Genomic DNA, 22218 nt, shown 5'->3' on the forward strand with positions numbered 1-22218 from the left:
CTCTCATCAATGCCTTCGCCAACCACCAGCGTTGCAAAAAGAGAGCCGGCGTTGCGGCCAGCCCCTTCTCCCCGTCACTATACGGGGAGAAGTGCCCGGCAGGGCGATGAGGGGCAGCACCAATTTTGACAGTTGATCATTCCAATTTGAGACTATTTGTAGGCCCACTCCGCTACAGCACCTCAAATACAAACGTCTTCACCAGCGCGTCCGGCTCGGCGATGGCATAGCAGCGGAACCACGGGCTCTGCTCGACCGGTCGCCATTTCTTCGCCTGCGTCAGCTCGTCGAAGACAGCCTGGAAGCCGCCGCTTTCAAAGACCTGGTCGCGGACGGTGAAGATGGCGTGACCGCCCTTTTTCGTGATGCGCACCAGTTCGTGCAGGCCGGAAGCCGGTGCATGGCTGATGGTGAACACGCCGGTCGAGAAGAAAGCGCGGAAATGGCCGTCGGGCCATGGCAGCTTCCCGCCCAGCATCGCCTGTTTCAGCTCGCTGTAGGCGTTGCGGCTGCCGGCGATCTTCAGCATGTCGTCCGAGAGATCCAGCCCGGCGATGTCGCCATAGCCCAGCGCTTTCAGTGACGGCCCCGACAGGCCGGTGCCGCAGCCGGCGTCGAGCAGAGGCCCTTCAGCCGGCGGAACGTGGCGAGCCACCCAGGCGGTGATCAGGAACGGGAGCAGATAGCCGAGCGAAGCGGTCTCGCTGTCATAAGTCGCGGCCCAGGCGGCATAGGCTTGCGCCAACGTTTCCGGCGTGTCGGCGCCATAGACGGAATCCAGCGCCGCATTGGCCTTGTCGACGATCATGAGATCTCCTCACCGAAAATATGTCGAGGATCGTAGCGCTGTCTGCGCGCAAAAACTATTCCTCGTGCTGGCGGCGCAAGCGCCGCTCCAGTGCCCTCAGCGCCAGCGACAGGCCGACGGTCAGGATGAGATAGATATAGGCTGTTATCGAATAGGTCTCGAAGAAGCGGAACGAGCCGGCGGCATAGACCTTGCCCATCTGGGTGATGTCGGCGACGCCGAGCACCGAGACCAGCGAGGAATCCTTGACCAGGGCGACGAAATCATTGCCGAGCGGCGGCAATATGGTGCGGATCGCCTGCGGAAAGACAATCAGCCGGAACCGCTGCGCGCGGCTCAGCCCCAGCGCCTTCGCCGCCTCGATCTGGCCCTTTTCGACCGCCTGAATGCCGGCCCGGAAAACCTCGGAGATGAAAGCTGAATAGCCGATGGTGAGCGCCATGATGGCGCGCCACAGAAGCGACACGTCGCGCACCAGCAGTTCACCAAACAGGCCGGCATTCTGCAGCGGCGCGGTCAGCGCGTTCCACGCCGCGACGAAGGCCGGCGCGCCGGCAAACGCAATCCAGAACAGCAGCACCAGGATCGGCACGCCGCGGATGATCTCGACATAGAAGCGCGCCGTCTGCCGCATCAGGCGCGAGCCCGACAGGCCCATCAGCGCAATGCCGAGACCGATGATCGACGCCAGGGCGAAAGCGACCACGGTGACGAAGACGGTGATGCCGATGCCCTTGGCGACAGTGGCGAAGACCTGGGCATAGAGATCGCTGGTAGCGATGAACAAAGCCCCCGCCAACGCAAGGACGGCGGCAACGGCAAGCCACCAGGGGAAGTCGGGCTTGGTGGATGAAGGCGGTGCCATCAGGCGCGGCCGGAGAAATGAAAATCGCGAACGCAAGCCGCCCAGCAACCCCCCTCTGTCCTGCCGGACATCTCCCCCGCAAGGGGGGAGATCAGCAGCTTGGTCGGCTGCGCATTTTCTTCAACCTTGGATATTTGCGGAAGCGGGTTGTACAGCCGATCTCCCCCCTTGCGGGGGAGATGTCCGGCAGGACAGAGGGGGGTGTTCAAGCGCAGAGTCAGCGCGAGTTCGTGCGCCTCACCGCCAAACCGTGCCAAGACGGCTCACTGCCCCATCTTGTAATCAAGGAACCACTTCTTGTTCAGCGCGTCCAACGTCCCATCGGCCTTCAGCGCCGCGATCGCGGCGTTGACCGGCTTCACCAGATCCGATCCCTTGGGGAAGATGAAGCCGAAATCCTCGGTGCCGAGCGGGCCGCCGATCAGCTTCAGCTTGCCCTGCGAAGCATCGACATAGCCCTTGCCGGCGGTGCCGTCGGTCAGCACGACATCGACGTCGCCCGACTTCAAGGCCTGCACCGTGGCGCCGAAGGTCTCGAACAGCTTGATGCGCGGGTTCTGCTCATTGCCGTCGAGGACGCTGTAGACGGCGGTGTAGAACGGCGTCGTGCCGGCTTGAGCGCCGATCAGCCCGTCCTTGAAGGCGCCGAAGGTCTTGGCGTCGCTGAAGCGGCTTTCGTCGCCGCGCACCAGCATGAACTGCTCCGAACGCATGTAGGGATCGGAGAAGTCGACCTTCTGCTTGCGGTCGTCCTTGATGGTGATGCCGGTCATGCCGATGTTGTACTGGTTGTCGGAAACCGCCTGGATCATCGCGTCCCAGGAGGTGTTCTGGTACTCGACCTTGAAATTCAGCCGCTTGGCGATCTCGTTCATCGCGTCATATTCCCAGCCGATCTGTTTTCCCGTCTTGGCGTCGATGAACTGCAGCGGCGGATAGGCATTTTCGGTCACCACCACCACCTTCTTGCCGCCGAGATCCGGCAGCGCCTGTGCGAAGGCGGCAATTGGCGCCAGGACGAGGGCAAGCAGGCCGGCCAGCAGCAGTTTCGATTTGGTCATGACACACTCCCCGAAATTGAAAGCGCCCGGACATTGGCCGGGCTTACTGGAAAATCCGGCGCCGACTTTAGCTTCCCCCAAGCGCCATGCAAGACGGTCCGCTGCGTCAAGACAGGTGAAAACGGATTTGAATGCCTTTATCGGAGGATTTGGGGACATAACCGGGCCGGCATGTCATTCTGCGGCGTGATCGCTGTCGCGGAGGTTGATTTCGTCGGTGGCCGCGCTCTCCAGAGACGGGGCGAACAGCCTTGCGTCCGGACGACCGGCAGCCTGCCGTATCAAGTCAGAAATAGAAACAGGAGCGTTCGTCCCGTGACATCCCGCTCGGAGAAAGTTCAAACCTTCCGCGGGCTGCACGCCACCGGATGCTTCATCATTCCCAATCCCTGGGACGTCGCCTGCGCCCGGATGATGGCCCAGCTGGGCTTCAAGGCGCTGGCGACCACTTCGTCCGGGTACGCATTCTCACGCGGCAGGAAGGACGGAGCGAACGACGTTAGCCGCGACGAAAGCCTGGCCTATGCCGCGGAGATTGCCGCCTCGACCACCCTCCCCGTAACCGCCGACCTTGAGGATTGTTATGCTGGCACCGCCGATGGCGTCGCCGAAACTATCAGGCTCGCGGCCGAAGCCGGATTGGCAGGCGTCTCGATTGAAGACCGGATGCCCGATCCTTCGCAGCCGATTCGCGAATTCGATGACGCCGTCGCGCGTGTCGCCGTGGCGGCGGAAGCCGCGCGCCGGCATGATATCGTCCTGACCGCCCGTGCCGATGGCATCGGCAAGGGCGCCTATGATTTGGACGAGGCAATTCGCCGGCTGCAGCGCTTCGAGGCATTGGGAGCAGACGTCCTTTATGCGCCCGGTATCCAGAACTTGGAGGGCTTGCGCAGGATCTGCCGATCGGTGGGCGCGCCGGTCAACCACGTCCTGGGGCAAGGCGTTTCCGGACTGACCTTTGATCAGATCGCCGATGCCGGTGTTCGCCGCGTGAGCCTTGGCGGATCGTTGGCGCGAGCCGCTAGCGGGGCATTGCTGGAGATCTTGCGCGGCATCGCGGCGGGAGAGTTCTCAAGTCTCGAAACCGCACCGTCCTGGCAATCGCTGCGCCACCCCGCGCAAACCATTTGATTCCTGAGGCCATTTCAGGTGACACGGCTTCCCGGGAAAAGCGCATAGCAAAGTCCCTGGGGACTGCGTCAAGATGGAGAGTTGAAGGGGGACCCATCTCGCTCGTCGCGGCGGTCACTTGCCTCGCGCATCGTCGCCACAAGACTGGTGAGTGTCGCGTGCAGGGCTTTCACTTCGCCCGGTTCCAGCGGCACGCTGCAGGCAAGTGCCGATGACACATCCTGCGCGTGCGCCCGCAGCGCCCGGCCCTTGGCGGTCGGCTCGACCAGCACCCGGCGCTCGTCGGCGGCATCGCGCCGGCGGGTTACGAGACCGCCTGCTTCCATCCGCTTGATCAGCGGCGTCAGTGTCGCGGAATCCAGGCCCAGCGCCGCGCCCAGTTCGCCCACCGTGCTCGGCGCACGCTCCCACAGCGCCAGCATCACCAGATATTGCGGATAGGTGAGACCAAGTGGCTCGAGCAGCGGCCGATACGCCTTGGTCATCAGCCCGCTCGCCGAATAGAGCGCGAAGCAGAGCTGCTGATCGAGCCGTGGAACCCTGATCGTCCCGGCGGCCTCCGCCGGGACGTCGCTGGCGCTCTTTGTTGTCTTTCCCGTCATGCCGCCTTTACCGAAAGCGCTACATCGACATTGCCCCTGACGGCGTTTGAATAGGGACAGATCTTGTGCGCCTCCGATACAAGCGCTTCCGCCGCAGCCTGATCAAGGCCTTTCGTCTCCGCCGCGAGCGCGACACCGAGCTTGAAGCCCTCGCCATTGGGAAGAAGACTGACGGTGGCGGTTACCGCGGCATCCCTAAGCGGCAGCTTCTGCTTGCGCGCGACGAAGCGGACGGCGCTTTCGAAGCAGGCCGCGTAGCCGATCGCAAAAAGCTGTTCGGGGTTGGTCGCCCCACCCGGCCCGCCGAGCTCCTTGGGCATCGCCAGGTCGACCTTGAGCAGACCGTCGCTGGTCTCGCCATGGCCGGCGCGGCCGCCGGTGACGTGTGCCTGTGTCGTATAGAGCGCCATAATCAAATCTCCAATTCACTTGTACACGATTATTTAGTACACAAGATAATATCGCGTCAACTGCCGCGCGTGATTTCTGGAGCTGAAGGCATTCACAAGTCTGGTGAAACGAAAAAAGGCGACCGAAGCCGCCTTTTTCAAAAACCTTGTCGAGAAAGCCTTATTCGGCCGGGGTCGCTTCAGCGGCCTTGGCTGCCTCGTCGGCGGCCTTCTTCTCGGCGGCTTCCTTGGCGGCCGTCTCGGCGGCCAGCGCCTGGGCTGCCGCGACCTTCTCGGCCTCGATGCGGGCCTTCTCGGCGTTCAGCGCGTCGCGCTCCTCATCGTTGAGCTTGCGGGCGCGCACGCCGGTGTTTTCCGAAATACGGGCCGACTTGCCGCGACGGTCACGCAGGTAATAGAGCTTGGCGCGACGCACCTTGCCGCGGCGCACGATCTCGACGCCCTCGACCATCGGCGAGTAGACCGGGAACACGCGCTCGACGCCTTCGCCGTAGGAAATCTTGCGGACGGTGAAATTTTCCTGGAAGCCAGAACCGGCGCGGGCGATGACGACGCCCTCGTAAGCCTGGACGCGGGTGCGGGTGCCTTCGGTCACGCGGACCTGGACGCGCACGGTGTCGCCGGGCTGGAATTCGGGAAGCTTGCGCTTGGCTTCGATCTTGGCGGCCTGTTCGGCTTCGAGCTGACGGAGAATATCCATCTCAATAATCCACTTCTTGTTCTTCCGACAGTCAGAGCGCCCTACGCTCGCCTTACAGTTCCAATGACCGCTCGGTTATGCCCTTTGTCTCTGAGACATCCGTCTTCAAAACATCGGGCAGGGGCGACTACACCGTCATTGTTGACGGGTCCGGCACAGTTTTCTTGCCGGTACGGGCGGGCACATACAGCTATTTCGGCGCTTTGTCACGCCTTGGCCGCGCATTTTTTACCTGCATGGCTCCATCGTAATCCCGCCGTGCCGGGTTGCGTCGGCCGTTCCTGCTCCCTAAGCCTGAAATAGCACAGTTCTCCTTGGCCGCATCCCATGTCTGTTTTCGACGCCATCCTGCTTTTCCTCGCGGGCTTCCTGTCAGGCGCCGCCAATGCGGTCGCCGGCGGCGGCACCTTCATCACCTTCGGCGCCATGACATTGGTCGGCCTGCCGCCGATCGTCGCCAACGCCACCTCGTCAGTGACGCAATTTCCGGGCTACATCACCTCGACGCTGGCCTATTGGGACGACATCCGGCATTTCTGGCGTGGCGCCCTGCTGCTTAGCCTGATCTCGGCGGCCGGCGCGCTGGCTGGCGCCTTTATCCTTTTGGCGCTGTCCAATCCGTCGTTTCGCGCCCTGGTGCCATGGCTGCTGCTCTGCGCAACCGCGCTGTTTGCCGCCGGACCATGGCTGAAGCCGGCGCCAAAGCCCGGGCATGAGGCGGCGGTGGGCTCGCTCGCCGGTTCGCTGGCGCAGTTCCTCACCGCCATCTATGGCGGCTTCTTCGGCGCCGGCATGGGCGTGATGATGCTGGCGACGCTCGGCCTGACGCAAGCCGGCGACTACCACCGGCTGAACGCGCTGAAGAACATGCTGGCCGTGGTCATCGCGGCGGTCGCCATCGTCGTCTTCGTCTCTGGCGGCGTGGTCGCCTGGCCGCAGGCGATCGTCATGATTCCCGGCGGCGCGCTCGGCGGCTATGCCGGCGTGTGGATCGCCAAGCGCGTGCCGCAGAATTTGGTGCGCGGCTTCGTCGTCGCCGTCGGCCTGTTTCTGGCGTTCTACTACTTTGGCAAGGGCTGAGTGACCAACAGGTCCGGCCGTCTCTCCCTAGTCAGCCTCTCGGCCTGATCCCGCCGCCACGCCGCGATCTTCTTATGATTGCCGGAGATCAGCACTTCGGGAATCTCCCGCCCCTCGAACTCCTGCGGCCGCGTGTAATGCGGATGTTCGAGCAGGCCGTTCTCGAAGCTCTCTTCCTCACCCGACACCGCGTTGCCCATGACGCCGGGCAGCAGCCGCACCACCGCGTCAAGCAGCACCAGTGCGGCAGGCTCGCCGCCGGACAGGATGAAATCGCCGATCGAGACTTCCTCCAATTCCCGTGCGTCGATCACCCGCTGGTCGACGCCTTCGAAGCGGCCGCACAGGATGACGGCGCCCGGCCCGGCGGCGAGTTCCCGCACACGCGCCTGCGTCAGCGGTTTGCCGCGCGGGCTCATCAGCAGGCGCGGACGCGCGTCGCCCGGAGGCGAAGCATGGTCGATCGCCCTGGCGAGCACATCGGCGCGCATCACCATGCCGGCGCCGCCGCCGGCCGGGGTGTCGTCAACGGTGCGGTGGCGGTCGGTGGCGAAGTCGCGGATCTGGATCGCTTCAAGCGACCATGTGCCGGCCTCCAGCGCCCGCCCGGCCAGCGACAGGCCGAGCGCGCCCGGAAACATCTCGGGATAGAGCGTCAGCACCGAGGCGGCGAAACTCAACGGTTGCCCCCGGCATCGCGCGGTCCGCGCGGCCTGCCCTTCGGGTCGAAATCGTCCTCGCGCGGCGCATCGCCATCCTCATCGTCGACAAGCCCGGCCGCCGCCGGGTCGACACGGACAAAGCCTTCGGCGATCGACACCTGCGGCACGGCGGCCTGCGTGAACGGGATCAGCACGCCCTTGCGCCCGGCGAGCGTCACATCGAGAATGTCGCCGCCGCCGAAATTATGCACCGCGACCACCTTGCCGATGGCAGCGCCGGTATCGTCCCGGATGTCCAGTCCGATCAGGTCGGCATGGTAGAATTCATCCTCCTCGCCATCGTCGGGCAGCATCGAGCGGTCGACGAACAGTTCGGTACCGGCCAGCGCCTCGGCGGCGTTGCGGTCGTTGATGCCTTTGAAGCGCACCACGACGACGGTGTTGGCGGGCCTGATATCGATGATCTGGAAGGCGCGGCCATCCCTGGCATAGAGCGGCCCATAATCGGCCAGCGCCATCGGCTCACCGGTGAAGGTTTTCACCCTGAGCTCACCCTTGATGCCGTGGGCGGCGCCGATCACGGCCATCTGGACAGGGTTCTGGGGCTTGCTCATGGCGCGAAATCCTTTGGCTTTGCTCTAACCCCAGCCGGTCGTCATTTCAATGACGGCCTCTTCACCGCTTCCTAACCCGCTTGTCGGAAAATGCCGGGGAACCGGAACGACGCCATGCAGGAATTCCTCATCCCGGCCAAACCCGATCTCCAGGCGGCGCGTGAAAGCTGGCTGACGATGCTCGCGCGAGAACGCCGGCTGTCGCCCGAGACGGTGGAAGCCTACGAGCGCGACACGCGTCAATTCCTGCATTTCCTCACCGGCCATTGCGGCGGCTCGCCGGGCATTTCGGACATCGCCAATCTGCGCCCGGCCGACCTGCGCGGCTTTCTCGCCGCCCGCCGCAATGCTGGCGCCGGCGCCCGCACGCTCGGCCGCGGACTGGCCGGCATCCGCTCGCTGCTGCGTTTTCTCGAGCGGCGCGGTCTCGTCAATGCGGCGGGTGCAGCCGCGCTGCGCGCGCCGCGCCAGCCCAAATCGTTGCCCAAGCCGCTGACGGCAAGCGACGCCAAACATGTCGTGTCGGTGGAAGGCCAACTGGCGGAAGAACCCTGGATCGCTGCCCGCAACGCGGCCGTGCTGACGCTGCTCTATGGCTCTGGTCTGCGCATTTCGGAAGCGCTCGGCCTCGCCGGCGCCGATCTGGCGTCGGAAGCCGACACCGTGCTGCGCGTCACCGGCAAGGGCGGCAAGACGCGGCTGGTGCCGGTGCTGCCGGTGGCGCTCAGGGCGATCGCGGAATACCGCCGGCTCTGCCCCTATCATCTCGATCCGAAGGGCCTGTTGTTTCGCGGCGCGCGCGGCGGCCCGCTCAACCCGGCCATCATCCAGCGCGACATGGCGAAACTGCGCTCGGCGCTCAACCTGCCGGATACCGCGACACCGCACGCGCTGCGCCATTCCTTCGCCACGCATCTGCTCGGCCGCGGCGGCGATTTGCGCACCATCCAGGAACTGCTCGGCCACGCCAGCCTGTCGACGACGCAGATCTATACCGGCGTCGACACCGCAAGGCTGCTGGAGATTTACGAGTCCGCCCATCCCAGGGCGTGATACGATAGCCGGTCAGGACAATTTCTCGGCACAGGTTAACCGTTTTGCCGCTTTTTGGGCCTACGAACGGTGTCATGAAACGCGTCATCGCCATCGCCGATCGTGCAGCTTCCATATCGCTGAAGCTGCTCGTCGCGCTCAACATGCTGTTTTTCCTGTCTTTCCTCGCCGCCCTGCTGTTCGCGGCCGGCAGGGCGCATGCGGAAATCCCGACCTGCACCGGCGCCGACATGGTGTCGGCCCTGCAGAAGAATGACCCGGCAGCCTACCAGAAGATCGAGGCGGAAGCCGCCGCGACGCCGAACGGCAAGAGCCTGCTGTGGAAGTTGGAAAAGTCTGGCGAACAGCCATCCTTCCTCTTCGGCACCATGCACATGACCGACCCGCGCGTCACCACGCTGCCGCCGCAAGCGCAGAAGGCCTTTGACGCCGCCGGCACCCTCATCATCGAGACCACCGACGTGCTCGACAAGCAGAAGATGATGGCGGCGATGCTGAAAGAGCCGGACCTGATGATGTTCACCGACTCCACGACGCTGTCGTCATTGCTGAAGCCGGACGAAGCGGCGGCCATGAATGCCGCGCTCGACGCTCGCGGCATCCCGCCGGCGACGGTCGCCAAGATGAAACCATGGATGCTGTCGGCCATGATGGCGCTTCCGGCGTGCGAACTGGCCCGCCAGTCCGGCGGTGCACCGGTGCTCGACGTCAAGCTGGCCGAGAGTGCCAAGGGCGCCGGCAAGCCGGTGGAAGGACTGGAGACAGCCGAGAGCCAGCTCCGCGCCATGGCTTCGCTGCCGCTCGCCTTTCACATGAAGGGCCTGGTCGACACGCTGAAGCTGGGCGACAAGGTCAACGACATCAACGAAACGATGATCCTGCTCTACCAGCGCGGCGACACCGGCATGTTCTGGCCGCTGTTCCGCGCCGCCATGCCCGAAGAGCAGAACGACGCAGCCGGCTATGCGGCCTTCGAGGAAACCATGATCACCAGCCGCAACAAGGTGATGGTCGACCACGCCGGGCCGATCCTGGCCAGGGGCAACGCCTTCATGGCGGTCGGCGCGCTGCACCTTCCCGGTCCCGAGGGTCTGGTCGAGGATTTTCGCAAAGCCGGTTATACTGTCACCGCCGTCAATTGAGTCGGATGGCAGCGGAGGCCCGCAAGCGCCGCGTTTCCGGCGTTTTCCTCCGCTAGCGTGAAACCCATTCAACGGTTGCGCGTTGATGGCTGTTGATTGATCATTTTCATTTTCTTGGAGGACACTTTTATGGCGAACACACCAAACCCGAACGACCCGTACAATTCGACCACCAATGCTCCACGGCCGGGCCGCGGTGGCGGCAGCCCCTGGCTGATAGCGCTGGTCGTCGTTATCCTGGCGATTGTCGCGTATTATGTTTTCGGAAGACGCGGCGAGCATCCGGCACCCGCCGAGCCGCCAGCAGCCAGCACACCGGCCCCGGCGCCCGCGCCGGCTGAACCGATGAAGCCGGCTACTCCGGCGCCCGCACCGGCTCCTGCGCCCGCTCCAGCACCAGCGCCGGCACCAGCACCAGCACCAGCGCCGGCTCCTGCTCCGGCCCCTGCGCCAGCACCGGCTCAGTAATCGGCCCGATCGAATATCAACGGCCCGCTGAAAAGCGGGCCGTTTTGCTTTGGCGATGGCGCCCGAAAGGCCCTTAGATGTGGATCGGCTTGAAGAAGGTGGCCAGCGCCGCTTCCTTCACTGCTTCCGACATTGTCGGATGCGCGTGGCAGGTGCGGGCGAGATCCTCCGACGAGCCGCCGAACTCCATCAGCACCGCAGCCTCGTGGATCATCTCGCCGGCGCCGAAGCCGACGATGTGGACGCCGAGCACACGGTCGCTTTGCTTGTCGGCGAGGATCTTCACGAAGCCGTCCGTGTGCAGCATCGCGCGCGCCCGGCCATTGGCGGTGAAGGGGAATTTTCCAACCTTGTAGTCGATGCCGGCCTTCTTCAGTTCCTCCTCGGTCTTGCCGACCGAGGCGATTTCCGGGCTGGTGTAGACGACGCTCGGAATGACGTCGTAATTCACGTGGCCGGCCTGGCCGGCGATGGCTTCGGCCACCGCTACGCCCTCGTCCTCTGCCTTGTGCGCCAGCATCGGCCCGGCGATGACATCGCCGATCGCGTAGATGCCGGATATGTTGGTCCGCAAATGGCCGTCAGTCTTGACCTGGCCGCGTTCGTCGACCTCGACGCCCGCCTCCTTCAGGCCGAGACTGTCGGAATAGGCGCGGCGGCCGGTCGAGATCAGCACGACGTCGGCATCGATGGTTTCGGCAGCACCGCCCTTGACCGGTTCGAAGGTGACGCTGGCGCCCTTCTTGGCCTTGGCGACGCCGGTGACCTTGGCGCCGAGCTTGAACTCGAAACCCTGCTTGGAGAGCAGCCGCTGGAATTGCTTGGAGACCTCGCCGTCCATGCCGCCCAGGATGGTGTCGAGGAACTCGACCACGGTAACCTTGGCGCCGAGCCGCGCCCACACCGAGCCGAGCTCGAGCCCGATGACGCCGCCGCCGACCACCACCAGATGGCCCGGAACCTTCTCCAGCGACAAAGCGCCGGTCGACGACACGATGACCTTCTCGTCGAAATCGACCTTGACGCCTGGAATGCCGGTGACATCGGAACCTGTGGCGATGACGATGTTCCTGGTCTCGATCTCCTCGACCTTGCCGTCCTCGCCGGTCACCGAGACCTTGCCGGCCGCGACCACCTTGCCGGTGCCGCGGAAACTATCGACCTTGTTCTTCTTGAACAGGAAGGCGACGCCGTTGACGTTGGACGCCACCGTCGCGTCCTTGTGCGCCATCATCTTCTTCAGGTTCAGCGTGGGCGCTGATATCTCGACGCCCAGCGTGTCGAAGGAATGGCCGGCCTCGGCGAACATTTCGGAGGCATGGAGCAGTGCCTTGGACGGGATGCAGCCGATGTTGAGGCAAGTGCCGCCGAAGGTCGCGTTCTTCTCGACCACCGCGACCTTCAGCCCAAGCTGTGCCGCCTTGATGGCGCAGACATAGCCGCCGGGTCCGGAGCCGATGATAACGACGTCATAAGCCATGATACTGTCCTTCTCGATGGGGCTCAGCGGCCGCCGCTGACATTCAGAATCGCGCCCGTCGTATAGGACGCGGCGTCGGATAGAAGATAGAGAACAGCACCGGCGACTTCGTCCGCCGTGCCCGCCCTTTTCATCGGCAGCATGTCGCGGAAGCGCTCCACCCTGTCCGGCTGCCCGCCGGAGGCGTGGATGTCCGTGTCGATGATGCCCGGCCGCACCGCATTGACGCGGATGCCCTCCAGCGCCACCTCGCGGGCGAGCCCGATGGTGAGTGTGTCGATCGCGCCCTTGGAGGCGGCGTAGTCGACATATTCGCCCGGCGAGCCCAGCACCGCCGCCGCCGACGAGATGTTGACGATGGCGCCGCCGGTGCCGCCGTAGCGGGTCGACATGCGCTTCACCGCCTCGCGGGCGCACAGGAACGCGCCGACGACGTTGATGCGCATCATGCGCTCCAGCCGCGCGACATACATTTCGTCGACCCGCGCCTTGAGGTCGACAATGCCGGCATTGTTGACGAAGGCATCAAGCCGGCCATAGGCGCGGTCGACGGCGCCGAACATGGCCACCACATCGGACTCCACGCCGACATTGCCCTTGATCGGAAACGCTTCACCGCCGGCAGCCCTGATTTCGGCGACGAGCGCGTCGGCGGCATTCCGGTTCGTGGCATAATTGACCGCGACACGGTAGCCCGCCTTGGACCCGAGCCGGCAGATGGCGGCGCCGATGCCGCGGCTGCCGCCGGTGACCAGCAGCACCTTTTGTGCCTCACTCATTCCTGGCATCCCTTCAAGGCAAACACATCCCACGGCACTTTCGAAAACCCGCCGCCGCCATAGGCGCTGGACCGATGCAGCGCCGGCCCGAGATCGGGCAGGATCAGCGTCTTCGGTGCTTCGACCCCCTCGGCCGGCAGCAGGCCGATGCTGCCCTTGTCGTCCGACGTGTAGATGACGCCGTGCCAGAAGGAGCAGGCGGCAAGCTCATCGCCGGTCACGTCGCCTTCCGGGCATTTGTACATCAGCGCGCCGTCCGGCCGCGCCACGCCCTCGTTCCACATGACCATGCCGTTCAGCACCACATTGTTGTCGAGGATCATGCGGAAAGTGTTGGTGACGGTAGCCGATCTGCCGCTCGGCGTGAAATCGATCTCACTGCCGCTCTGGGCTTCGCCATAGACGGCGAGTTCGATCGGGCAGGCGGCATAGGCAACTCCCGAACCCATGACCATGCCAGCCGCTAGCACAATCGGTCTGGCGGACCCAAGCGAACGGGCCATCAGTGGCCGCCCCTGCCGCGAGCCGCCATCCGATCGCCTCAGAGATCGAGCACCAGCCGTTCGGGATCCTCCAGGCTTTCCTTGACGCGGACCAGGAAGGTCACTGCTTCCTTGCCGTCGACGATGCGGTGGTCGTAGCTGAGCGCCAGGTACATCATCGGCCGGATCACGATCTGGCCGCCGACCACGACCGGCCGGTCCTGGATCTTGTGCATGCCCAGAATTCCCGACTGCGGCGCGTTGAGGATCGGCGTCGACATCAGCGAGCCGTAAACGCCACCATTGGAAATCGTGAACGTGCCGCCTTGCATGTCGGCGACCGAAAGCTTGCCGTCGCGCGCGGCGATGCCCAGCCGGCCGATTTCCTTCTCGATCTCGGCAATCGACATCTGGTCGGCATCGCGCACGACAGGCACGACGAGACCCTTCTCGGTGCCGACCGCAACGCCGACATGGGCAAAATTCTTGTAGATGATGTCGGTGCCGTCGATCTCGGCATTGACCGCCGGGATTTCCTTCAGCGCGTGAGTGACGGCCTTGGTGAAGAAGCCCATGAAGCCGAGCTTCACGCCGTGCTTCTTCTCGAACACGTCCTTGTATTTGGTCCTGAGCGCCATTACCGCTGACATGTCGACCTCGTTGAAGGTGGTCAGCATGGCGGCGGTCGACTGCGCTTCCTTAAGCCGGCGCGCGATGGTCTGGCGCAATTTGGTCATGCGCACGCGCTCCTCGCGCGCCGCGTCGTCACCAGAAGACGGCGCCCGCGCGGCAACCGGGGCCGGGGCGGCCTTGGGCGTTTCGGCCGGTTGCGACGGTGCGCCCTTGGAGATGGCGTCGAGCACGTCGCCCTTTAGCACCTGGCCGCGCTTGCCGGAGCCGGAGAGCTGCTCGACCGACAAATTGTGCTCGGCGAGCAGTTTTGCCGCCGCCGGGGCCGGCGGCATGGTGCGCGGCTCGACCGCGCCGGCATCGCCGGCGATCTTGGCGGTTTCGGCCGCGGCTTGCTTGGTGGTCGACGCTGCGTCCGGCGACGAGGCCTGCGACACGGCCTGCGGCTTGGTCGCCGGCGAGGCGGCGGCCCCGTCTGCCGAAATCGACCCCAGCAGCGCGCCGACACCGACCGTCTCGCCTTCCTTGGCGGTGATTTCGCTCAGCGTGCCGGCAGCGGCCGCCGGCACCTCCACCGTTACCTTGTCGGTCTCGAGCTCGACCAGCGGCTCGTCGGCGGCAATGGCATCGCCGACCTTCTTGAACCACTTGCCGATGGTCGCCTCGGTGACGGATTCGCCGAGAGTGGGAACGCGGATTTCGGTAGCCATTGTGCCTGTCCGTTTTTTCTTGAGGTCTATTCGCCCGGTTCTGTTCTATTCACCGAGCGCGTCTTCGAGCAAGGCGGCGAGCTGGGCAAGGTGCTTGGACATCAATCCGGTTGCCGGCGACGCGGCGGCCGGCCGGCCGGTGTAGCGCACCCGCTGATGCTTGGCGTCGATATGCGCCAGCACCCATTCCAGATATGGGTCGATGAACGACCAGGCGCCCATGTTCTTGGGCTCCTCCTGGCACCACACCATCTCGGCGTTGCGGAAACGCGAAAGTTCGGTGATCAGCGCCTTGGCCGGGAACGGATAGAGCTGTTCGACGCGCAGCAGATAGATGTCGTTGATGCCGCGCTTCTCGCGCTCCTCGTAGAGGTCGTAATAGACCTTGCCCGAGCACAGCACGACGCGGCGGATCTTGGAATCCTTGGTGAGCTTGATCGCTTGGTTGGGCAGCAGCTGGGCATCGTCCCACAGCAGCCGGTGGAACGAGCTTTCGCCCGACATTTCCGGCAGCGTCGACACCGCCCGCTTGTGGCGCAGCAGCGACTTCGGCGTCATCAGGATCAGCGGCTTGCGGAAGTCGCGCTTCAGCTGCCGGCGCAATATGTGGAAGTAGTTGGCCGGCGTCGTGCAGTTGGCCACTTGCATGTTGTCTTCGGCGCAAAGCTGCAGGAAGCGTTCCAGCCGGGCCGAGGAATGTTCCGGGCCCTGGCCTTCATAGCCGTGCGGCAAGAGGCAGACGAGGCCCGACATTCTGAGCCACTTGCGCTCGCCCGAGGAGATGAACTGGTCGAACACCACCTGGGCGCCGTTGGCGAAATCGCCGAACTGCGCTTCCCACAAGGTCAGCGCCTTCGGCTCGGCAAGGCTGTAGCCATATTCGAAGCCGAGTACCGCCTCTTCCGACAGCATCGAATTGATGACTTCGTAGCCGGCCTGGGCGGCCGACAGATTGTTGAGCGGGATATAGCGGGTCTCGTCGCGCTGGTCGTAGAGCACGGAGTGGCGCTGCGAGAAGGTGCCGCGTTCGGAATCCTGCCCCGACAGCCGGATCGGATTGCCGTCGAGTAGGATGGCGCCGAAGGCCAAAGCCTCGGCCGTCGACCAGTCGATGCCCTCGCCGGCTTCGATCGCCTGGCGGCGGTTCTCGAGGAAACGGATGATCGTCTTGTGCGCCTCGAAACCCTTCGGCACCTCGGTCAGCTTCTTGCCGATTTCCTTCAGCGTCTTGACCGGCACGGCGGTCTTGCCGCGCCGCGTTTCGTCCTGGTTATCGGCCGTGCGCAGGCCCGACCAGGCGCCGTCGAGCCAATCGGCCTTGTTGGGCTTGTAGCTCTGGCCGACCTCCCATTCGGATTCCAGATGCGCCCGCCAATCCGCCTTCATCTTGTCGAATTCGGCCTGGGTGATGTGGCCTTCGGCAATCAGGCGGTCGCCATAAATCTGCACCGTGGTCTTGTGGGTGCGGATGTTGCGATACATGATCGGTTGGGTGAAAGCCGGTTCGTCGCCCTCATTGTGGCCGAAGCGGCGGTAGCAGAACATGTCCACCACCACCGGCTTGTGGAACTTCATGCGGAATTCGATCGCCACCTTTGTGGCATGGACCACCGCTTCCGGATCGTCGCCGTTGACGTGGAAGATCGGCGCCTCGATCATCTTGGCGACGTCGGACGGATAGGGCGACGAGCGCGAGAAGCGCGGATTGGTGGTGAAGCCGATCTGGTTGTTGATGATGAAATGCAGCGTGCCGGCGACGCGGTGGCCGCGCAGGCCCGACAGGCCGAGGATTTCGGCGATCACGCCCTGGCCGGCGAAGGCGGCGTCGCCATGCAGCAGGAGCGGCAACACCTTGGCGCGCTCTTCCAGCGGCACGATCTCCTCGCGGCTGCGGCCGAACAGATAGTCCTGCTTGGCGCGCGCCTTGCCCATCACCACCGGATCGACGATCTCCAGATGCGAAGGATTGGCGGTCAGCGACAAATGCACCTTGTTGCCGTCGAACTCGCGATCCGAGGAGGCGCCGAGATGGTACTTGACGTCGCCCGAACCCTCGACCTCGTCGGGGGCGGCCGAGCCGCCCTTGAACTCATGGAAGATGGCACGGTGCGGCTTGGCCATCACCTGCGAGAGCACATTCAGCCGGCCGCGATGCGCCATGCCGAGCACGATCTCCTTCATGCCGAGCTGGCCGCCGCGCTTGATGATCTGTTCCAGCGCCGGGATCAGCGCCTCGCTGCCATCGAGGCCGAAGCGCTTGGTGCCCTTGTACTTGACGTCGGCGAACTGTTCGAAACCTTCGGATTCGACCAGCTTCTGCAGGATCGCCTTCTTGCCGGTGGCGGTGAAGGTGATCTCCTTGTCGGCGCCCTCGATGCGCGCCTGGATCCAGGCCTTTTCCTCAGGATCGGAAATATGCATGAACTCGACGCCAAGCGTTGAGCAGTAGGTGCGCGTCAGGATCTCCAGCATCTGCCGGATGGTGCCGAATTCGAGCCCAAGCACATTGTCGAGGAAGATCGGCCGGTCATAGTCGGCTGCGGTGAAGCCGTAATTTTCCGGCGACAGTTCGTTGTAGTCCTCGAGCGGCTTGGCAATGCCGAGCGGGTCGAGATTGGCATGCAGATGGCCGCGCATGCGGAAGGCGCGGATCATCATGATGGCCCGCACCGAATCGCGCGTCGCCTGGTGCACGTCGGCGTCCGACAGCACGACGCCGTTGGTGACCGCCTTGTCCTTGACCTTCTTTTCCAGGTGCTTCTCGACGATGCCCCAATTGCCGTCGAGCGCCGACACCAGCTCGCCATTGGCCTGCAGCGGCCAGGAGGGCTTCGCCCAGGAGGCGCCCTTGGCATTCCTGCGCACATCGCCGGCGTCGTCCTTCAACCCGGCGAAGAACTCCTGCCACTCGGGATTGACCGAGCCAGGATCGTCCTCATAGGCGGCGTAGAGCGCGTCGATGTAATCGGCGTTGCCGCCATAGAGGAAAGAGGTGAGCGAAAACTGGTCGTTGGCCTGATCTTGTCTTGCCATGTCACTTTGCGGAGCCGCGCTCCGTCTCCTGTTTTTGGAGGGGAGTAGGGCAGTAAGGGAGTAAGGCAGTAGGGAAAGCAGCCGCGCTCGTCCCGTTCTTCCTATTCCCCTACTGCCATACTGCCCTACTCCCTTACTGCCTTAACCCTTGATCGCCTCGACCAGCGTCGTGCCCAGCCGCGCCGGCGACGGCGATACCTTGATGCCGGCCGATTCCATCGCCGCGATCTTGTCTTCCGCGCCGCCCTTGCCGCCTGAGATCACCGCGCCGGCGTGGCCCATGGTGCGGCCGGCCGGCGCCGTGCGCCCGGCGATGAAGCCGGCCATCGGCTTGCTGCGGCCACGCTTGGCTTCGTCCTTGAGGAACTGCGCGGCGTCTTCCTCGGCCGAACCGCCGATCTCGCCGATCATGATGATCGACTTGGTTTCCTCGTCGGCAAGGAACATCTCGAGCACGTCGATGAACTCGGTGCCCTTGACGGGATCGCCGCCAATGCCGACGGCGGTGGTCTGGCCGAGGCCGACATTGGTGGTCTGGAATACTGCCTCATAGGTAAGCGTTCCCGAGCGCGAAACAACGCCGACCGAGCCCTTGCGGAAGATGTTGCCGGGCATGATGCCGATCTTGCATTCGTCGGGGGTGAGCACGCCCGGGCAGTTTGGACCGATCAGCCTGGAGGTCGAACGGTCGAGCCGGGCCTTGACCTTGACCATGTCCATCACCGGAATGCCTTCGGTGATGCAGACGATCAGCGGGATCTCGGCCTCGATCGCCTCCAGGATGGCTTCGCCGGCGCCCGCCGGCGGCACATAGATGACCGAGGCGTTGGCGCCGGTCTTTTCCTTGCCTTCGGCGACGGTGGCGAAGATCGGCAGGTCCTCGCCTTTCGAGCCGGTCCAGGTCTCGCCGCCCTTCTTGGGATGGATGCCACCCACCATCTTGGTGCCGTGATAGGCCAGCGCCTGTTCGGTGTGGAACGTGCCGGTCTTGCCGGTCAGGCCCTGCACCAGCACCTTGGTGTTCTTGTCGACGAGAATGGACATGGTGGCCCTTTTCTAAAAACCGTTAATCGAGGAAGGCGAGACACGCCGGTAGATGCCGCTCACCACGTCTTGCCAGGCATCGCTGCCGGCGGGCTTGAACTGAAGTCTCATGCGGTAGGAGTCAGCGCCGTCAAAACCATACGTCACGCGAGCGGCGCCACGCGGTGACGATCGTTCGAGGACCAGCTCATTGCCGTTCCACATGCCCGTTGCCGGAGCCACCGGCACGAAGCCCATGGAATCGAACTGGTGCATGGTGACGGCATTATTCTGCTGGTCGAAACCGAACACATTGTGCGAGCCGAACGAAACCGTGCCGTCGCGGCGCTGGCGATAGCGCTGCACCACGATCAGGCCGCCGAATTGCGCCTCGGCCAGCACTTCGGAAGTCGCCGTGCCGGCGTCGGCCCACTGCGTGCCCGAAATCTCCTCCTCGCCACGCCAGGCACCGACCAGCACCTGCAGGCGCTGGTGGTCAGCCGAGAGGGAGGAGAAAGGCGCCGCGTTCATGGGTCAGAGCCGCTTGAGATCGGTGACGGTGAGGTCGCTCTTGGCGTTGCCGGTGTTGAGCGTCGTCGCCGGCTCGAACATCAGCACCACGGGTTCCGCGGTCAGCGAACGCGGCCGGTGCTCGACGCCGCGCGGCACGACGATGAAATCGCCCTCGCCGAGCTCGACCGGACCATCGCGGAAATCGATGGCGATGCGGCCGCGCAGCACGAGGAAGGCTTCGTCCTCATGGTCATGCGCGTGCCAGTCGAACGCCTCGCCGAACTTGGCGACCTTCGCCTGGCTGTCGTTCACGTCACCGGCGATATGCGGATCGAAGACTTTGGTGATCTTCGCGTCTGCTGCCTCGATCAGATTTATCTTCCGCGGAGGCACAGGCTCAGCCCTTCACCGCCGCGACGATCTTCTTGGCCGCGTCGTCGAGATCATCCGCCGAGACCACGTTCAAGCCGCTGTCGTTGATGATCTTCTTGCCGAGCTCGGCATTTGTGCCTTCCAGGCGCACCACCAGCGGCACTTTCAGGCCGACTTCCTTGACCGCGGCAATCACGCCCTCGGCGATGATGTCGCACTTCATGATGCCGCCGAAGATGTTGATCAGGATGCCCTTGACCGCCGGATCCCTGGTGATGATCTTGAACGCCGCCGTTACTTTTTCCTTGGACGCGCCGCCGCCGACATCGAGGAAGTTGGCCGGCTCGGCGCCATAGAGCTTGATGATGTCCATCGTCGCCATGGCTAGGCCGGCGCCGTTGACCATGCAGCCGATATTGCCGTCGAGCGCGACATAGGCGAGGTCGTATTTCGACGCCTCGATTTCCTTCTCGTCCTCTTCGGTGGTGTCGCGCAATTCGAGCACGTCGGGGTGACGGAACAGCGCGTTGTTGTCGAACGACACTTTGGCGTCGAGCACGCGCAGGCGGCCGTTCTTCATGACGATCAGCGGATTGACCTCGAGCAGGCTCATGTCCTTCTCGACGAACGCCTTGTAGAGGATAGGGAACAGCGTGCCGCCATCCTTGGCCGCGTCGCCGTCGAGCTTCAGCGCGGCGTTTAGCGCCTTGATATCGGCTGCCGTCACGTCCTTTTCCGGATCGATGGCGACGGTGATGATCTTCTCCGGCGTGTCATGGGCGACCGCCTCGATATCCATGCCGCCTTCGGTCGAGACGACGAAGGCGATGCGGCCGACCGAACGGTCGACAAGAACAGACAGATAGAGCTCGCGCTCGATGTCGGCGCCGTCCTCGATATAGAGCCGGTTGACCTGCTTGCCGGCCGGGCCGGTCTGCTTGGTCACCAGCGTGTTGCCGAGCATCTCGTTGGCGTTGGCGACGACGTCGGCCACCGACTTCGCCAGCCGCACGCCGCCCTTGGCATCGGGGCCGAGCTCCTTGAATTTGCCCTTGCCGCGGCCGCCGGCATGGATCTGGCTCTTCACCACATAGAGCGGGCCGGGCAGCGCCTTGGCGGCGGCTTCCGCCTCGCTCGCCTTGAACACCGGCACGCCTTCGGCCACCGGCGCGCCAAAGCTCTTCAGCAGCGCCTTGCCCTGATATTCATGGATGTTCATTGGGAACTATCTCCAGATTGTTTTGGCGGGTTCACTTCGAGGCGAGCTGCGGCGCGATCTTGACGCAGGCCTCGGTCAGGCCCTGCACCGTCGCCACCGAAGACTCGAACATCTTCTGTTCGCTCTTGTTGAGGTCGATCTCGATGATGCGCTCGACGCCGCCGGCGCCGATCACCACGGGAACGCCGACATAGGTGCCCTTGACGCCATACTGGCCGGAGAGGTGCGCCGCGCACGGCAGCACGCGCTTCTTGTCCTTGAGATAGGCTTCCGCCATCGAGATCGCCGAGGCCGCCGGTGCGTAATAGGCCGAACCGGTCTTGAGCAGGCCGACGATCTCGGCGCCGCCGTCGCGGGTGCGCTGGACGATCTGGTCGAGCTTCTCCTTCGAGGTCCAGCCCATCTTGACCAGGTCGGGCAGCGGGATGCCCGATACCGTCGAATAGCGGATCATCGGCACCATGGAATCGCCATGGCCGCCGAGCACGAAGGCGGTGACGTCCTCGACTGACACCTTGAACTCTTCGGCCAGGAAATAGCGGAAGCGCGCGCTGTCGAGCACGCCGGCCATGCCGACGACATGGGTCTTGGGCAAGCCGGAAAACTTCTGCAGCGCCCACACCATGGCATCGAGCGGGTTGGTGATGCAGATGACGAAGGCCTTCGGTGCGTATTTCTTGAGACCGGCGCCGACCTGTTCCATGACCTTGAGGTTGATGCCCAGCAGGTCGTCGCGGCTCATGCCCGGCTTGCGCGGCACACCGGCGGTGACGATGCAGACGTCCGCGCCCTCGATGCCCGCATAGTCGTTGACGCCGGTCAGGCGGGAATCAAAACCGTCGACCGGCGACGACTGCGCGATATCCAGTCCCTTGCCTTGCGGAATGCCCTCGGCAATATCGAACAGCACCACGTCGCCGAGGTCCTTGAGGCCGATCATGTGCGCCAGCGTGCCGCCGATCATGCCCGAGCCGATAAGCGCTATCTTGTTGCGTGCCATGTGAGGATGTTTTCCCTTTGTCTGTGACTGCGCTCAAATCTCAAATCTTTGACGACTTGATGACGGTGCCGAGGAAGAGGCTGGAAGGCTGCGGGAAGCCGCGAGATTTCGCCGCACCCAATAGCCCCGGTGCTGGATAAATTCAAACGATTATTTTGGAGCGAGCATTTTCAATCGGTTAGAGTGTTTGGGATTTACGTAAACGTCAAAGTTTGTACGCCAAGTTGAGGGAATTTACACAATGAGGATGGAAATCGTAAGACTTGAAGCCGGCGATGACGCCCTTGTGATGCGGGTCGCAGACGATGTGTTCGACTTTTAGACGTTTGCGGGGCAGCGCCCCCCTCTGTCCTGCCGGACATCTCCCCCACACGGGGG

Annotated in this window: 22 protein-coding genes; 4 read left to right on the top strand and 18 right to left on the bottom strand. The window is 64.0% G+C overall.

Annotated features, from left to right (window positions below):
• Window positions 1–172: 172 nt before the first annotated feature.
• From JT360_RS31020 to JT360_RS31030, 3 genes are all read right to left on the bottom strand, one after another.
• Window positions 173–808 (bottom strand): class I SAM-dependent DNA methyltransferase, encoded by a 636-nt coding sequence (locus tag JT360_RS31020; RefSeq protein ID WP_214476930.1) that lies wholly within the window; start codon window positions 806–808, stop codon window positions 173–175.
• Window positions 809–863: 55 nt separating this feature from the next.
• The gene (locus tag JT360_RS31025; protein WP_214476932.1) at window positions 864–1673 is read right to left on the bottom strand and encodes an amino acid ABC transporter permease; all 810 of its coding nucleotides are present in this window, start codon (window positions 1671–1673) and stop codon (window positions 864–866) included.
• Window positions 1674–1936: 263 nt separating this feature from the next.
• Window positions 1937–2734: a transporter substrate-binding domain-containing protein gene (locus tag JT360_RS31030; protein WP_214476935.1), complete on the bottom strand. Its 798-nt coding sequence runs from the start codon at window positions 2732–2734 to the stop codon at window positions 1937–1939.
• Between the two features lie 171 nt (window positions 2735–2905).
• On the opposite strand from JT360_RS31030, the gene JT360_RS31035 reads away from it, so the two are divergent.
• The gene (locus tag JT360_RS31035) at window positions 2906–3868 is read left to right on the top strand and encodes an isocitrate lyase/PEP mutase family protein (protein ID WP_214476937.1); all 963 of its coding nucleotides are present in this window, start codon (window positions 2906–2908) and stop codon (window positions 3866–3868) included.
• Window positions 3869–3936: 68 nt separating this feature from the next.
• Here the strand turns inward: JT360_RS31035 and JT360_RS31040 are convergent, their stop codons facing one another.
• The 3 genes from JT360_RS31040 to rplS form a co-directional block, all read right to left on the bottom strand.
• The gene (locus JT360_RS31040) at window positions 3937–4470 is read right to left on the bottom strand and encodes a MarR family winged helix-turn-helix transcriptional regulator (RefSeq protein WP_214476938.1); all 534 of its coding nucleotides are present in this window, start codon (window positions 4468–4470) and stop codon (window positions 3937–3939) included.
• The gene (locus JT360_RS31045) at window positions 4467–4883 is read right to left on the bottom strand and encodes an organic hydroperoxide resistance protein (RefSeq protein ID WP_214476971.1); all 417 of its coding nucleotides are present in this window, start codon (window positions 4881–4883) and stop codon (window positions 4467–4469) included. The genes JT360_RS31040 and JT360_RS31045 overlap by 4 nt, the downstream gene beginning before the upstream one ends.
• Window positions 4884–5040: 157 nt before the next feature.
• The gene (gene rplS, locus JT360_RS31050; protein ID WP_214476940.1) at window positions 5041–5580 is read right to left on the bottom strand and encodes a 50S ribosomal protein L19; all 540 of its coding nucleotides are present in this window, start codon (window positions 5578–5580) and stop codon (window positions 5041–5043) included.
• A 327-nt stretch (window positions 5581–5907) separates the two neighbouring features.
• Here rplS and JT360_RS31055 point away from each other — a divergent pair, with 327 nt between their 5' ends.
• Window positions 5908–6660 (top strand): sulfite exporter TauE/SafE family protein, encoded by a 753-nt coding sequence (locus tag JT360_RS31055; protein ID WP_214476942.1) that lies wholly within the window; start codon window positions 5908–5910, stop codon window positions 6658–6660.
• Here the strand turns inward: JT360_RS31055 and trmD are convergent.
• Together trmD and rimM are read right to left on the bottom strand one after the other, a co-directional pair.
• Entirely contained in the window at window positions 6642–7340 is a 699-nt protein-coding gene (gene trmD / locus JT360_RS31060; RefSeq protein WP_214476944.1) for a tRNA (guanosine(37)-N1)-methyltransferase TrmD, read from the bottom strand. The genes JT360_RS31055 and trmD overlap by 19 nt on opposite strands.
• Window positions 7337–7936 carry a ribosome maturation factor RimM gene (rimM, locus tag JT360_RS31065; RefSeq protein ID WP_214476947.1) on the bottom strand — a complete coding sequence of 200 codons (600 nt, stop codon included), beginning with the start codon at window positions 7934–7936 and terminating at the stop codon, window positions 7337–7339. Before rimM ends, trmD begins: the two co-directional genes overlap by 4 nt.
• Before the next feature lie 114 nt (window positions 7937–8050).
• Here rimM and JT360_RS31070 point away from each other — a divergent pair, with 114 nt between their 5' ends.
• Complete coding sequence (locus tag JT360_RS31070) at window positions 8051–8989, top strand: tyrosine recombinase XerC (protein ID WP_214476948.1); 939 nt, start codon at window positions 8051–8053, stop codon at window positions 8987–8989.
• A 74-nt stretch (window positions 8990–9063) separates the two neighbouring features.
• The gene (locus JT360_RS31075) at window positions 9064–10131 is read left to right on the top strand and encodes a TraB/GumN family protein (RefSeq protein ID WP_214476950.1); all 1068 of its coding nucleotides are present in this window, start codon (window positions 9064–9066) and stop codon (window positions 10129–10131) included.
• A 541-nt stretch (window positions 10132–10672) separates the two neighbouring features.
• Here the strand turns inward: JT360_RS31075 and lpdA are convergent.
• The 10 genes from lpdA to mdh all read right to left on the bottom strand — a co-directional run bounded on the left by lpdA (window position 10673) and on the right by mdh (window position 21840).
• Window positions 10673–12079, bottom strand: a complete 1407-nt coding sequence (lpdA, locus tag JT360_RS31080) for a dihydrolipoyl dehydrogenase (protein WP_214476952.1) — start codon at window positions 12077–12079, stop codon at window positions 10673–10675.
• Between the two features lie 23 nt (window positions 12080–12102).
• On the bottom strand, window positions 12103–12858 hold the full coding sequence (locus JT360_RS31085; protein ID WP_214476954.1) for an SDR family oxidoreductase: 756 nt from the start codon (window positions 12856–12858) through the stop codon (window positions 12103–12105).
• Window positions 12855–13313, bottom strand: a complete 459-nt coding sequence (locus JT360_RS31090; RefSeq protein WP_214476974.1) for a hypothetical protein — start codon at window positions 13311–13313, stop codon at window positions 12855–12857. The genes JT360_RS31085 and JT360_RS31090 overlap by 4 nt, the downstream gene beginning before the upstream one ends.
• An 86-nt stretch (window positions 13314–13399) precedes the next feature.
• Window positions 13400–14680, bottom strand: a complete 1281-nt coding sequence (odhB, locus tag JT360_RS31095; protein ID WP_214476956.1) for a 2-oxoglutarate dehydrogenase complex dihydrolipoyllysine-residue succinyltransferase — start codon at window positions 14678–14680, stop codon at window positions 13400–13402.
• Window positions 14681–14725: 45 nt separating this feature from the next.
• Window positions 14726–17713: a 2-oxoglutarate dehydrogenase E1 component gene (locus JT360_RS31100; RefSeq protein ID WP_214476958.1), complete on the bottom strand. Its 2988-nt coding sequence runs from the start codon at window positions 17711–17713 to the stop codon at window positions 14726–14728.
• Between the two features lie 141 nt (window positions 17714–17854).
• Complete coding sequence (gene sucD / locus JT360_RS31105; protein WP_214476961.1) at window positions 17855–18757, bottom strand: succinate--CoA ligase subunit alpha; 903 nt, start codon at window positions 18755–18757, stop codon at window positions 17855–17857.
• 12 nt (window positions 18758–18769) lie between these two features.
• Entirely contained in the window at window positions 18770–19267 is a 498-nt protein-coding gene (locus JT360_RS31110) for a DUF1579 family protein (RefSeq protein ID WP_214476963.1), read from the bottom strand.
• 3 nt (window positions 19268–19270) lie between these two features.
• A complete protein-coding gene (locus tag JT360_RS31115; RefSeq protein ID WP_214476965.1) occupies window positions 19271–19642 on the bottom strand; it encodes a cupin domain-containing protein in 372 nt (123 codons plus the stop codon).
• A 4-nt stretch (window positions 19643–19646) separates the two neighbouring features.
• The gene (sucC, locus tag JT360_RS31120) at window positions 19647–20840 is read right to left on the bottom strand and encodes an ADP-forming succinate--CoA ligase subunit beta (protein ID WP_214476967.1); all 1194 of its coding nucleotides are present in this window, start codon (window positions 20838–20840) and stop codon (window positions 19647–19649) included.
• Between the two features lie 31 nt (window positions 20841–20871).
• The gene (mdh, locus tag JT360_RS31125; RefSeq protein ID WP_214476969.1) at window positions 20872–21840 is read right to left on the bottom strand and encodes a malate dehydrogenase; all 969 of its coding nucleotides are present in this window, start codon (window positions 21838–21840) and stop codon (window positions 20872–20874) included.
• Between the last annotated feature and the right edge of the window lie 378 nt (window positions 21841–22218).

Origin of the sequence: Mesorhizobium sp. dw_380, assembly GCF_018588885.1 — a bacterium.
Lineage (GTDB): Bacteria > Pseudomonadota > Alphaproteobacteria > Rhizobiales > Rhizobiaceae > Mesorhizobium.

What these genes read in the sequence shown, in the direction of transcription:
- JT360_RS31020 (WP_214476930.1), bottom strand. Translation starts at nt 808, where the DNA reads ATGATCGTCGACAAGGCCAATGCGGCGCTGGATTCCGTCTATGGCGCC.
- JT360_RS31025 (WP_214476932.1), bottom strand. Translation starts at nt 1,673, where the DNA reads ATGGCACCGCCTTCATCCACCAAGCCCGACTTCCCCTGGTGGCTTGCC.
- JT360_RS31030 (WP_214476935.1), bottom strand. Translation starts at nt 2,734, where the DNA reads ATGACCAAATCGAAACTGCTGCTGGCCGGCCTGCTTGCCCTCGTCCTG.
- JT360_RS31035 (WP_214476937.1), top strand. Translation starts at nt 2,906, where the DNA reads ATGTCATTCTGCGGCGTGATCGCTGTCGCGGAGGTTGATTTCGTCGGT.
- JT360_RS31040 (WP_214476938.1), bottom strand. Translation starts at nt 4,470, where the DNA reads ATGACGGGAAAGACAACAAAGAGCGCCAGCGACGTCCCGGCGGAGGCC.
- rplS (WP_214476940.1), bottom strand. Translation starts at nt 5,580, where the DNA reads ATGGATATTCTCCGTCAGCTCGAAGCCGAACAGGCCGCCAAGATCGAA.
- JT360_RS31055 (WP_214476942.1), top strand. Translation starts at nt 5,908, where the DNA reads ATGTCTGTTTTCGACGCCATCCTGCTTTTCCTCGCGGGCTTCCTGTCA.
- rimM (WP_214476947.1), bottom strand. Translation starts at nt 7,936, where the DNA reads ATGAGCAAGCCCCAGAACCCTGTCCAGATGGCCGTGATCGGCGCCGCC.
- JT360_RS31070 (WP_214476948.1), top strand. Translation starts at nt 8,051, where the DNA reads ATGCAGGAATTCCTCATCCCGGCCAAACCCGATCTCCAGGCGGCGCGT.
- JT360_RS31075 (WP_214476950.1), top strand. Translation starts at nt 9,064, where the DNA reads ATGAAACGCGTCATCGCCATCGCCGATCGTGCAGCTTCCATATCGCTG.
- lpdA (WP_214476952.1), bottom strand. Translation starts at nt 12,079, where the DNA reads ATGGCTTATGACGTCGTTATCATCGGCTCCGGACCCGGCGGCTATGTC.
- JT360_RS31085 (WP_214476954.1), bottom strand. Translation starts at nt 12,858, where the DNA reads ATGAGTGAGGCACAAAAGGTGCTGCTGGTCACCGGCGGCAGCCGCGGC.
- JT360_RS31090 (WP_214476974.1), bottom strand. Translation starts at nt 13,313, where the DNA reads ATGGTCATGGGTTCGGGAGTTGCCTATGCCGCCTGCCCGATCGAACTC.
- odhB (WP_214476956.1), bottom strand. Translation starts at nt 14,680, where the DNA reads ATGGCTACCGAAATCCGCGTTCCCACTCTCGGCGAATCCGTCACCGAG.
- JT360_RS31100 (WP_214476958.1), bottom strand. Translation starts at nt 17,713, where the DNA reads ATGGCAAGACAAGATCAGGCCAACGACCAGTTTTCGCTCACCTCTTTC.
- sucD (WP_214476961.1), bottom strand. Translation starts at nt 18,757, where the DNA reads ATGTCCATTCTCGTCGACAAGAACACCAAGGTGCTGGTGCAGGGCCTG.
- JT360_RS31110 (WP_214476963.1), bottom strand. Translation starts at nt 19,267, where the DNA reads ATGAACGCGGCGCCTTTCTCCTCCCTCTCGGCTGACCACCAGCGCCTG.
- sucC (WP_214476967.1), bottom strand. Translation starts at nt 20,840, where the DNA reads ATGAACATCCATGAATATCAGGGCAAGGCGCTGCTGAAGAGCTTTGGC.
- mdh (WP_214476969.1), bottom strand. Translation starts at nt 21,840, where the DNA reads ATGGCACGCAACAAGATAGCGCTTATCGGCTCGGGCATGATCGGCGGC.